Genomic DNA, 11,965 nt, shown 5'->3' with positions numbered 1-11,965 from the left:
CCTCACTTCCCATTCAATCTTAAGAGCAACCCCCGTTTCCGTAAGGGAGTGCAAAGATAGATCCTTATTAATTCCTGAACAAATCTTTTTACTATTTTACACCTAATACACCTGATTACTTTTCATCATAAACCAATACCAGCATACATTACAAGCAACACATATTCTTTAAAATATAAGTAAAAAAAGAGAGAAAAGGGAGGGAAATTAGGCAAAAAATGGCTCCGCTATATGCGGAGCCCGATATCTTATGCTACAAAATGTCTATGGAAAAGGATATTGTAAGGAGTCAAATGCGGGATGCAGCTTAAATAAATCGTACTGAAACCGCGGATTGGTCCCTAATGCACTCTTACAATTGTACTTCCATTCTCCCTTAAGCTGCTTCCAGCGGTCGGCATTATTTTTGGGAAGTATAGAAACAATGTGACTGATACCCGCTTCTACAGCGGCTCCCCGGCACATGAGACAGGGTTCAAATGTTGTGATGAGGGTCAATTCTTCTTTATGTAACTGCCGGAACTGATCAAGTCCAATATGTTTTGTGGCCTCATTCAGTGCATTCAGCTCGGCATGGTTACAAATAGCGCCCTGGCTATATACGGTATTATGCCCTACCCCGATTACTTTACCTCTATATACAATACAAGCTGCCACCGGTACATCATTTGTGCTTAATGCTTTCCGGGCCAGACTTTCGAGCAATTGAGTATAAGCAGATACATCTTCCTTAGGCTTAATCCGGCTCCAGTTGGGCAGCAAAAGATTAAACACTATAAACAGCAAGCTGCCTATGGTAGTGCATACCAGGTAAATATACAGCAGTATTCTACGGCTTTTCATCTGTTTTATTTGAGTTGTAAAGTGATCATATACTGGTCACAACACCAGGTAAACGGGAATACTCTTGCGATACTGCGATCGATACGCTGCAATACGGAAAACCAGCGTGGGTAACGTTCTACAAAGTTTTCGATAAACGGTGGGGGTACTGTTATACAGATACCTTTCAGCGAAAGCACTTTAAAATCCGGTTTCAATGTCCGGATCACGTAGGATGGGTTGTAGTACCAGGTTTTGAAATGCACCCCTTCGATATGGGCCATGGTACCGTTCTTTTTAAATCGCCTGAAAGCGGTTTTCCACTTACCTTTCAGCACCATAATATTTTCCCAGGGACAGATCTTGGGCATGATCACCAGGCTTACTTTACCTCCGGGATTCAATAGTGGCCCAAAGCTCTGTAACACCTTATCCAGGTGCGCCGTACAATTCAGTCCGCTAAAGTTGGAATAAATATGATCGAATTTTCGGGGTTGCAAAGTTTCTAACTGTTCAAAGTCGCATCGCTGCACTTCTATACGGTCTTGCAGCTGTAGTGTATTTACTTTGTGTCTTAACTGCTGCAACATGCCTTCGGCATTGTCTATGGCAAATATTTTATAGCCCTGCTCTGCAAAGTAAACAGTGTCCATACCTGTACCGCAATTGAGCTCAAGTATATGTGCATCTTTCTTCAAGGTACGCAGCAGCTCTGTTCTGAACTCCTGACGCATATATTCCGACAGCAGATTTTCACGATAAATGGTATCAAAAACGAGCGATTGCTGGCTAAAGGCTTCACTTACATTTTCTGTATTAGTCGGCATAGTTGGCCCGTTTCATTAAGTGTTGGTAATATTTTTTCTGCAAAGCGTATCTGATCATTCGGGGGTACTTCATCAAAGAAGCAAGGCTTTCGCTCCGGGCTTGTTCCAGCCGGAAGAAGCTGTGTGTGTAGCGATGCAGCTTGCGGTAATATGCTTTTGAGAAAGTCTGCTGGTACATCAGCTCCAGATCATCTGAATGTTCCCAGTTTGATTTGGTGCTTAATTGCGATTTTACCCTTTCGTAAAACACGGTTCCTGGCAAAGGATAGGAAACCGATATACCGATATCATCCGGCATGGTTTCTGCAAGCAGTTTCAATGTAAGGTCAATGTCTTCTTTAGTCTCTTCGGGATAACCAAACTGCAGAAAGAAGGCTGCTTTGATATGATGCTTCTTCAGCAATGCCCTGGCTTGCCTGATCTGTAGGACTGTAGTGCCTTTATCCATTGCATCCAGCACTTTCTGGGAGCCGCTTTCTGCACCCATCCATATTTCTGCACAACCGGATGCTGCCAGATCCTGCACATAATTTTCCTGAACTAACAAATCGGCCCTGGACTGTATTTTAAATGGTATGCTGATTCCGGCCTCCCTCACCTGCATAGCAAATTCGGCAACCCAACTTCTTTTTAACCCGAAAATATCATCGGCGAACCAGATATGGTCCATATGAAAAAGCTCCTGTAACAGCTTAATTTCAGCTACTACATGCTGCGGACTACGCATATGATAGGTATTGCCATAAATAGGCTTGGCACACCAATTACATTTATAAGGACAGCCGCGTGTGGTGGCCATATTGATGGAAAAATAGCCATGATGATGCTGCCATACTTTCTTATAAGGCGCAATATCTACTAAATCCCAGGCGGGTAAGGGCAACTCATCCAGTTGCTTGTGTACTGGCCTGGACAATGTTTTGGTAATGCTGCCATCTGTACTTTTGTATACAATTCCTTTGACCAGATGCAGGTCTGTATTGCCTTCGCGGTACTGCTGCAGCAATTCGAGCAACGTAAATTCGGCTTCTCCTGTTATAACCACATCGGCCTTTTCCTGCAAATATTCGGTGGCGTGATCTGTTGCATCAGAACTGGAGACAATTACTTTACATCCAAACTGATGTGCAATATCCTGCATCTGCATTGCAGCACGCTTCATATTACTCAGGCACATTTTGGTCAGGTAGTTAAATCCATCGTCATACAGCACGACAACATCAGGCACAAAAGACTCCAACACGGACGTCAGCTCCTTGGGGTCTCTGACAAACATGGTATCGAACAAATGCACATCAAAGCCATGCTGGCGCAATAATGCCGCCGCCAGAATCGTGCCCAGGGGCGGATATGGCTGCGCATGTGCGACCTGTTTGGGATCTAAATGCTGAAAATAGGAATGTGTAAAGAGTACTTTCAATGTTTATCTATTAGTTCTAAAATCCGTTTCTGATAATTTTTCGGATGATTTTTGGATACATTTTCTGTGGTCTTGAAACACAGATCGTATTCATCTTCCGGGAAGTTCTTCTTCCGCCACTTTTTACGCCATTTATTATCGGTAAGCCGCATCAGGAAAAGGTTCAGGGGTTGTAACCATTTATTCTTTACCCTCTGAAAAAGTTTTTCGTATACTTTGACAAATGAATCATCCGGTACGTTGAGGGATATTTTATGAATATTGCTCAGATCGTTTTTGAGCAGGAAATACGTAAATAAATTGGGGTTGTTGAGCGGGATCAATGTTGCCAGCTCTATCTGGGTGAACATATTTTTCTCTTCAAGCTCCAAATGATGTGCATCAATAAAATAGTTCATACAAAACCAATGCTGCAAACCGAACAAAAAGGTGCACTTTTTAAACAGGTGCAATATCGTTCTGCAGATCCACAAGGTATTTGGCGCAGTGATAATGAAAAAGTCGAAATCAGTATTTGCCTTTGCATGGCCCTTTGAAAGCGAACCGGAAATACCCACAAATTTCACAAAAGGGAATAAGGATATAAAATTACCTACCCGTCTCGCCCGGGGCAGTAACTGCTGCGCCCGCGCTGCGCATATCTCCCGTTCCTTTATACAATCTGGGCTGCATTTCATGCCATAATAATACAGTCCGGACTGCAGCACCAAACCGGCATCTCTCATATCGCCCAGTACCAGTGCCATGGCCTCCATATTCAGATCACCTGCGTAGAAATAAAACACTTCTTCTAATGTCAAAGGAAAATTGAAAATAGCAAAGTATTGTATGATACGGTGTATATCATTCGTTTCCGTCTCCGTATTTAATATCAATGCTTCCATAGGGACTTAAACAATTCTGTAATTAGAAAAATAATGGATCTGAATATAATTTTCACATCACCCCTCAGCGAGGATGCATTGACATACATTAAATCTATAGTGGTTCGTTCTCTGATCTCCTCTTCATTTTTGATCCACCCTTTGTAGCCCTCAGCCTGTGCCAGCCCAGTTATACCCGGACGCACCTGGTATCGCCGGTTAAAGTAAGCGACCTGTTGGCTAAACGTTTCATCATCCTGTATGGAATAAGGTCTCGGACCGACCACACTCATATCTCCGATCAGTACATTGAATAGCTGTGGCAATTCATCCAGTCCGGAGTTGCGCAGTATAGCCCCTACCCTGGTAACATTCAGTACCAATTGTCCTTCCTGGTCAAGGCAACCTTTCATGGTTCTGAATTTTAAACAATTAAATACCCGCTGGCCATAACCGACTCTTTTTTGAATAAAGAAGACAGGACCACCGCTATCTATATATATACATAAAGCGATGAAAGGAATAATAACCGGAAATAAAAAAAGGATAATGGAGAGTGAAAAAAGGATATCGACGAAGCGCTTTATCATGCTTTTCCATCCGGAAATGAAATTATCTTTCCGTTCAAAATCACGCTCAAAGCTGATAGGTAAGTGCATTCTGGTAATAATTGTATAGTAGTGTTATCAAATTTAACAAATTTTCCAGACTAAGAAGACGGGCTTTTTGAATTTATAGTTGGAACCTGCCTGATACCCAATGAGATAAACAATAAAAAGAGCATAAGCCCGGTCTGTACCTCCAGCCAGGTATCTGTAACTGCCCCGATGCTGAATATAAACAGGATGGCCGCAAACCATTTTGCCTTTGACCTTAATGCATATGCCCAGGCAATGCCCAAAAGGAGCAGATATATGCATAAACCCAGCAAGCCCATCTGTACCCACACCTGTAAATACTGGTTATGAAATCCATATTCCAGGTATCCCTTATCCGATGTTCCATTACCAGTATACATGCCACTTTGAGCAATTTTCTGCTGCAGTAAAGCTTCTGCATCTCCTGTGCCTACTCCCAGCCAAAATGCATGATGCTCCTGGATGATCTCTTTGGAAAACCGGACATATACCAGCCGCATACTTAGACCATCAAAGTATTCCTCTGCTTTATACTGGCGGGCCAAAACCTTTTCCGTATTGAACTTGGCGATATCGGCAAAGCGCTTTTTAAGCGGATTTGATGTTGTAATGATCAGCAATAAGCTAATGGCGAATCCTGACAAAAGTATAATCCTGTACCGCATTACTTTAAGGGAGAAAACATATATAAACCCTAAAACAAACAGCAGGAAAAGGAACATTTTGGAAGATAGCAGCAACAGAAACAGGATTAGCGCCAGACCTATAATATTACGATAGCGCTTACGTAATGCACTATGTACCACCAGCACCAAGCTGATGAGACAAAAACAGGAGGCGGTTATTGCAGATAAGTGTACACCACTGACCAGGTTATGATAAAAGAACCCATTGACATCGCCACTTATATTATATTGATATAAAGAAATCAGCAGCGCAACTAACATAGTGACTACCGTTGCACCGATAAAAAGGGTAAAAAGCTGTTGCCATCTCTTATTTGTGAACTCTGGCATGCTCAGGATAATTGCCGGAAGCAGCGGCAGTGCAAGTTTTTTTTCTATGGCAAATGCAGCCGCGGCCTTATCTGCCGAAAAAAGCCAGCTGACTAAGTAAGATACAAACAATAAACTGCTGGCTATAAAGAATGGATGTGCCGCAAAGGCTCGGACCTTCTCCCGGGTAAATCCGTCTGCGATCCAGACCAGGCTTAATAAAATAATCCCAATGCTGCTCAGCTTAGGATGAACGAATAAAGAAACGAGTATCCCGCAAAGAACAAAGAAATAAAGTGGTTCAATAATCGTTTTAGATAATTTCATCGTGAGTGTGCTGGAAACAAATGTACATACTGTAACCTGAATTTTATACAGTACTGTCCCGGAAAAAGCTATTAACCCGGGCTTGCATCTGCTCAATAAAATTATATATCTTAGCAAAAATCCCCTATTACAATGAGTAATAAACAAACGGCTCCGACAGATGACGAGTGGCAGTTTACAGACCTCAACCAGATGGTGAAACGGATGGGCACAGGTTTAGAAAACATAAAGCATTGGTTTACAATACAATTAAAGAAAAACTGGCTCGCTATTCTCCTTGTTGCGCTGCTCATCACCGGATGGCAGATTTACCGCATCCGCACCTATGTGCCGTTTTATGAAAGCAGGGCCTCGTTTGTATACCAGGAATTGCACAAAAAAACATACGGTGAAATGATCGATCAACTGAACCAACTGGTACAGGAAAGATCTTATACCACTGTAGCAAAATCATTGAATATTCCGGAAAAACAGGCACAACAAATTTTATCTATTGAGGCTTTGAATCTGTATGGTAGTAAACTATCGGAAGATATTACTACCGATAAATCTCCTTTTTACATCCGGGTAAAAGTATCGGATAAGAGTGCCTTTGATAGCTTGTCCTCAAAAGTCAGCCTTTACCTGAACAGCAACCCTTATTATGTGGCTATGCTGAAACGGAAGCAAGCGAGCCTTAAGACAGAAATTGATCAGCTCAACCATGAGCTGCAATTGCTGGATTCTATCAAATACCAGTATATCCGCAGCAATGGGGCAATACGTGCAGCCGGTACAGAACCTTTTAATCCTGTATTGTTGTTTGATAAATCTATTGACATTTCCAAAGCTATTGCGGAAAAGCAAACTGCCCTGGATCGTACCCAATCGGTAGAATTACTGAATGATTTTATGGTTGCACAAAATCCTGTGTATCCTGCAAAAAAAATGATCCTGCTTAAGTCGGTGCTACTGTTTGCCGTAATCACCTTAGCTATAATGTTTTTATCCTCTATCCTCAAGAAAAATGAAACTATTGCTGAAGAATAAAAACCTGGCCAATAGTTTCTGGAATTTACTGGATATCTTCCTGTACCCTATTGTATTTTTTGTATCAGTACCCTTGTTTATCAAACACCTGGGGCCTGAAGCCTTTGGCGTTTGGATGCTACTCAATACAATATTGGTAGGGATGCAGGTATTCAACTTTGGTTTGGGTCCCGGCATTTTAAAAAACATTGCCTGGCAGATTGGCAAAGGAGATCGTGAGGGACAGATCAGTATACTGAACAGCAGCCTGAGTGCATCCATCATGCTCTTCCTGCTGGCAGTACTCATCACGGGTACACTGGCTTTACTCACACTGAAAACAGATTTATTTTCTATAGGGCCACATATCAAATCGTCAGCAGCACTATGTATTGCACTGACGGGAGCGCTGGTAGGTTTCCGTTTTATGGAGCAGGTATTTACGAATTTCTGCAAGGCATATGAAAATTTCAGGGCAGCGGCCTTTATCACCATCAACAACCGCCTGGCGCCCCTGATCGTAAACCTGATACTGCTTTTTTATTATCCCGATATTGCAACACTGGTCATCAGTATGCTGGTCTGTAATGCATTGACTATATGTTGTTGTTTTCTGTTACTGCATAAACGTTTTGAAGGATACCGGTTTAGATTCAAGGTACAATTCGGCTCCGAAAGTTCACGTTTCGCCCTTGTATTATGGCTGCAGTCATTATGCATGATCTTAATTTTCCAGGCAGATCGTTACCTGATTGTCCAATACTTCGGGCTGGTCACGCTAAGCTATTATGCACTTACCGCGACGATTTTCAATCATCTGCATATGGGCTTTAATGCCCTGCTGGGTTGGGTCGCACCCAAGTTCACCAAATGGAAAGCACAGGATATAGAGGTAAAGCACCTGTATATCGCATCCAGGGATAGTGTATTGCTGATTTCGGTAAATGCATTGCTGCTCTTTCATTTCCTGTATCCTTATATATTTCCAGTTATCATGGGGGTTAAAAGTACACAGGCTATGACGCCTTATATCAATTACTTTATCATCATGGAGCTTTTTTTAGCGCCATCCATAATACCCGCTTATTTCCTGAATGCTTCCGGTCACGAAAAAGGGTATTTGTACTTTCTCATTCTATTTGCATTAGGTACAGTCACGCTGATGCTATTAATGTTACATTACTTCAAAGCACCTCTGGCTGTTGTATATGCTTTGGTGCTCAGTAATCTTGCGGGCATGATCTTTCAAAACCTCTTTGCAGAAAAACAGTTATTCTCAAAAACAGCAATACTGCGTCAATTGGCCGGCTGGATTTTATTGCCGATAGCCGCCTCATTATTTTTATTATATCCAACGCAATGGTGGGGAATATTGTCTTTGATTGTCGTATGCCTTTACTCTGTAATCATTATTATTACATCCGGCAGGGCACATGCCACACTTTTGTATAAAGCATGACCGAATCAAAACGACATAGCATCTTTTTAGGTATCGCTACCATCTTCCTGTTCTTCAATAGTGCAGGACTGCCAGATGGATTGCTATACACTACCCTGCTGGCACCGGTATTTCTGTTGTTTTTACTGAATCAGAAAGGCATCAGAACCTATCTCCTGTTCTTGCTCGCAACCGGCGCATTAGGTATGGCACATGCTGTTACAGGTATTGATGATCCCTTCTCGTATGTCCGGTCTTTTGCCATGCTGCAGGCAGTAGCCATATTTACCATCATTATGTACAATGCTTTACCCGGGCAACTCGAACAGGCCGGAACCTTTAAGATATTAGCCACGGTAAATCTGCTCCTGTTAGGCATATGCCTGTTGCTGCGGTTCATTCCCGGTGGCACAGACTTGGTTTGGTATACAGTCCCAATCAGTCCGGGTGTACCAGTGGTACCCAGGCTAAAAATGTTTGCCTATGAAGCGTCATATTACTCTCTGCTCATTACTCCTTTAGTGCTGTACTATCTGCTGAAGTGCTGGTTATGTAAAGCGAAAGTGGGGATCCTCTTCCTGAGCCTGATCCTATCTCTGCTCCTGAGTTTTTCCCTTGGGGTTATAGCAGGTATCGTGATCAGTCTGTTACTTATGATTATATTCCGGTTTAACACTATACACAAAAAGTTGCTGGTACGTTGGATCCTGATCGCTTCCGTACTGCTGATTATCCTTACCCTGGGCTTATATGTTTTCTATCCGCAGAATGCTTTATTTCTGCGCCTGCACAATATCTGGGCCGGTAAAGACACCTCTGCCAGAGGGCGTACCTACGAAGCATTTACGATTGCCTGGGAAGTGGCCAAAATGAAAAGCCTGTACTGGGGTACAGGACCGGGGCAACTGAAAAGTCTGGGCAGAGATTATATCATACAGTATTATCATTATGCTCATATTCCGCAAACGGTACGCATCCCTAATGCAGTGGCAGAGACCTTAAGTATTTATGGTATTGCCGGTCTGATTATACGGTTTGGGCTTATTTTATTCCTGTTTATAAGAACCAGGGTTTGGAACAATTACTATCGCTTATCCCTGTTCATCTTTATGTTTATCTACCAGTTCACCGGTAGTTTTATTTCCAACACAGCAGAATATATGATCTGGGCAATTGCATTTTGTCCGGGTATTTTGCGAGCATTTGAAGTCCCCCCTAAAAAAGAAACACACGATGAAAGTACTGTTTATCAGCAGGGCTAGCTTATATAAAGTGCCCGGGGGCGATACCATACAAATGGAGCAAACGGCAGCATACTTGCAGCGCTTAGGTGTCAAGGTAGATATCAGACTGGCCGATGATCTGAATATTGACTATGCTCAGTATGATCTGCTGCATACTTTTAATATCATCAGACCGTCAGATATTTTGTTTCATTTACAAAAGAGCCGGCTCCCATTGGTAGTGTCCCCCATCTACCTGGAATATGGTACGGCTTCTAATGAGGCGTACAACCCAATGTTGAAATGGCTGATGAACAGATTAGGCAATCACAGAGGTGAATACCTGAAAAATGTGGGGCGTGCGGTACTCAAAAATGAGCATATCCGATCCTGGAAATACTATTACTGGGGTCAGCATAAATCCATAGCATACATTCTGGATCACTGTGCCATGCTGTTACCTAATTCGGAAAGTGAATTCAAAAGACTGAAGCGGGATTTTCCCGGTGCGGGCGATTACAGCGTTGTACCCAATGCAGTGGATCTTGAGCTGTTTCATTTTGAAGAGACCGTACAGGATAGAAATAGTAAAAAGGTGCTATGTGCGGCACGATTCGAGCCCAGAAAAAATCAGCTTAATGTAATCCGTGCGCTGAATCATACAGATTTTGAGGTAACATTTGTAGGTGCACCAGCTCCTAATCATCATCAATACTATCAGCAATGCAAGGCTGAAGCGGCCGAGAATATCCGATTTATCGATTTTACCACACAAGATCAGTTAGCAGCATTGTACCGGGAGCATAAAGTACATATCTTAGCCAGCTGGTTTGAAACGACCGGTTTAAGTTCGCTGGAAGCGGCGGCCTGTGGTTGCAATATCGTCATTACCGATTGTGGAGACACTAAAGATTATTTTGGCACAGAAGCCTATTATTGCGCTCCTGACAATCTTCAGAGTATAGCAAATGCAGTGTTAGCAGCTGCAGCTGCACCATATCACAAGTCACTATTACAACGTATTCAGCAGCAATACAGCTGGCAGCATACGGCAAATGAAACCTTAATTGCTTATCAAAGAGTGCTGAACAAATGAAAATAGCCATATTAGGAAGCCGGGGCATACCCAATGCTTACGGAGGATTTGAACAATATGCCGAGCAACTTTCCCGCTTTTTAGCAGATCGGGGTTGCGAGGTATACGTGTACTGTTCTTCAGCACATCCATACAAAGCATCAAAACTGGGTAAGGTATTTTTAAAACACCAGTACGATCCGGAGTGGTTGGGTACTGCAGGCCAGTTTGTGTATGACTACAACTGTATTAGAGATGCCCGGAAAGAAAAATTTGATATTATTTATCAGCTAGGATATACGAGTAGTGCCATATTCAATCGCATGATGCCCTCTTCAGCAATACTTATCACCAATATGGATGGTATGGAATGGCAACGCAGCAAGTACAGTCCTATGGTACAGCGATTCCTTAAATGGTCCGAATCACTTGTTGTTAAAAGAAGCCATTACCTGATTGCCGATGCGGTACCCATCCAGGAATATATCAGGAAACAATATCATGCAGCAGCATATTATTCTGCTTATACAAGTGTTATTCCTGCGCATGCAAATGAATCCTTACTGGAACCATATTCTTTAGTAAAAAAGCAATATAGTTTATTGATTGCACGCATGGAGCCGGAAAATAATATAGAACCTGTACTGGAGGCTTATGCAGCATCAGCGCAACAGTATCCATTAATTGTCATTGGCAATACAGATAATCATTTTGGTCGCTACTTACTTAAAAAGTTTGCTCAATCCAATATTCGATTTTTGGGTTCTATTTATGATAAGACAATACTAGATACCTTGAGACAGTACTCCGCATTTTACTTTCACGGACATAGCGTAGGTGGCACTAATCCATCATTGTTAGAAGCGATGGCCAGCAAATGCAGTATTATTGCTCATGACAATGTGTATAACAGAAGTGTGTTACAAGAGCATGCACTGTTTTTTGCAACAGCTGATGAATTAAAAAACATACTACTCACCATAAATCAGGAGGATCATTTTTATGAAAAGGCGAATGCGCATAATGTAGCAACTATAGAGAAGCAATACTCAGAGGCTGCAGTATTCGAACCATTATTTCAGTTTTTTAAATCCGTCTTAAAAACGGAATAAACACTATCCGCACAATATAATTGTCGTTACAAGTAGATACATTGTTTATCATTTTTCGATTACATTTGCAATAACCTAAATATTACGTATCATAGTATAATGAGTCGATTGAAACAGAGTGCAAAATCGCTGATTAAATTTTTCGGCCTGGGACAAGTGGTAGATAAATCAAGATTCTATCTGCAGTACTTACAGCAAAAGGAAAACATTAAAGCCT

At 42.1% G+C, this 11,965-nt stretch carries 11 protein-coding genes; 5 read left to right on the top strand and 6 right to left on the bottom strand.

The window, feature by feature from the left end:
- Positions 1-264: 264 nt before the first annotated feature.
- The 6 genes from EMP01_RS15390 to EMP01_RS15365 form a co-directional block, all read right to left on the bottom strand.
- Positions 265-843 carry a nucleoside deaminase gene (locus EMP01_RS15390; protein ID WP_129022458.1) on the bottom strand — a complete coding sequence of 193 codons (579 nt, stop codon included), beginning with the start codon at positions 841-843 and terminating at the stop codon, positions 265-267.
- A 5-nt stretch (positions 844-848) separates the two neighbouring features.
- Positions 849-1,649, bottom strand: a complete 801-nt coding sequence (locus EMP01_RS15385; protein ID WP_129022457.1) for a class I SAM-dependent methyltransferase — start codon at positions 1,647-1,649, stop codon at positions 849-851.
- Positions 1,639-3,069 (bottom strand): B12-binding domain-containing radical SAM protein, encoded by a 1,431-nt coding sequence (locus tag EMP01_RS15380; RefSeq protein WP_129022456.1) that lies wholly within the window; start codon positions 3,067-3,069, stop codon positions 1,639-1,641. The genes EMP01_RS15385 and EMP01_RS15380 overlap by 11 nt, the downstream gene beginning before the upstream one ends.
- A complete protein-coding gene (locus EMP01_RS15375) occupies positions 3,066-3,953 on the bottom strand; it encodes a hypothetical protein (protein WP_129022455.1) in 888 nt (295 codons plus the stop codon). The genes EMP01_RS15380 and EMP01_RS15375 overlap by 4 nt, the downstream gene beginning before the upstream one ends.
- Positions 3,941-4,522 (bottom strand): sugar transferase, encoded by a 582-nt coding sequence (locus tag EMP01_RS15370; RefSeq protein ID WP_237559552.1) that lies wholly within the window; start codon positions 4,520-4,522, stop codon positions 3,941-3,943. Before EMP01_RS15370 ends, EMP01_RS15375 begins: the two co-directional genes overlap by 13 nt.
- A gap of 119 nt (positions 4,523-4,641) precedes the next feature.
- Complete coding sequence (locus EMP01_RS15365) at positions 4,642-5,892, bottom strand: O-antigen ligase family protein (RefSeq protein ID WP_129022453.1); 1,251 nt, start codon at positions 5,890-5,892, stop codon at positions 4,642-4,644.
- Positions 5,893-6,024: 132 nt separating this feature from the next.
- On the opposite strand from EMP01_RS15365, the gene EMP01_RS15360 reads away from it, so the two are divergent.
- Genes EMP01_RS15360 through EMP01_RS15340 form a run of 5 tightly spaced genes read left to right on the top strand, consistent with a single transcriptional unit; the run spans position 6,025 to position 11,748 of the window.
- Positions 6,025-6,921 carry a hypothetical protein gene (locus EMP01_RS15360; protein WP_129022452.1) on the top strand — a complete coding sequence of 299 codons (897 nt, stop codon included), beginning with the start codon at positions 6,025-6,027 and terminating at the stop codon, positions 6,919-6,921.
- The gene (locus EMP01_RS15355; RefSeq protein ID WP_129022451.1) at positions 6,899-8,359 is read left to right on the top strand and encodes a lipopolysaccharide biosynthesis protein; all 1,461 of its coding nucleotides are present in this window, start codon (positions 6,899-6,901) and stop codon (positions 8,357-8,359) included. The genes EMP01_RS15360 and EMP01_RS15355 overlap by 23 nt, the downstream gene beginning before the upstream one ends.
- Positions 8,356-9,600: an O-antigen ligase family protein gene (locus tag EMP01_RS15350; RefSeq protein WP_129022450.1), complete on the top strand. Its 1,245-nt coding sequence runs from the start codon at positions 8,356-8,358 to the stop codon at positions 9,598-9,600. Before EMP01_RS15355 ends, EMP01_RS15350 begins: the two co-directional genes overlap by 4 nt.
- Positions 9,572-10,657, top strand: a complete 1,086-nt coding sequence (locus EMP01_RS15345) for a glycosyltransferase family 4 protein (RefSeq protein WP_129022449.1) — start codon at positions 9,572-9,574, stop codon at positions 10,655-10,657. The genes EMP01_RS15350 and EMP01_RS15345 overlap by 29 nt, the downstream gene beginning before the upstream one ends.
- Positions 10,654-11,748 carry a DUF1972 domain-containing protein gene (locus tag EMP01_RS15340; RefSeq protein WP_129022448.1) on the top strand — a complete coding sequence of 365 codons (1,095 nt, stop codon included), beginning with the start codon at positions 10,654-10,656 and terminating at the stop codon, positions 11,746-11,748. Before EMP01_RS15345 ends, EMP01_RS15340 begins: the two co-directional genes overlap by 4 nt.
- Positions 11,749-11,965 lie beyond the last annotated feature (217 nt).

It is taken from the genome of Edaphocola flava (assembly GCF_004118155.1).
Lineage (GTDB): Bacteria > Bacteroidota > Bacteroidia > Chitinophagales > Chitinophagaceae > Edaphocola > Edaphocola flava.
The sequence above is the reverse complement of the archived record's forward strand: the minus strand, read 5'-3'. Positions and strand labels throughout refer to the sequence as shown.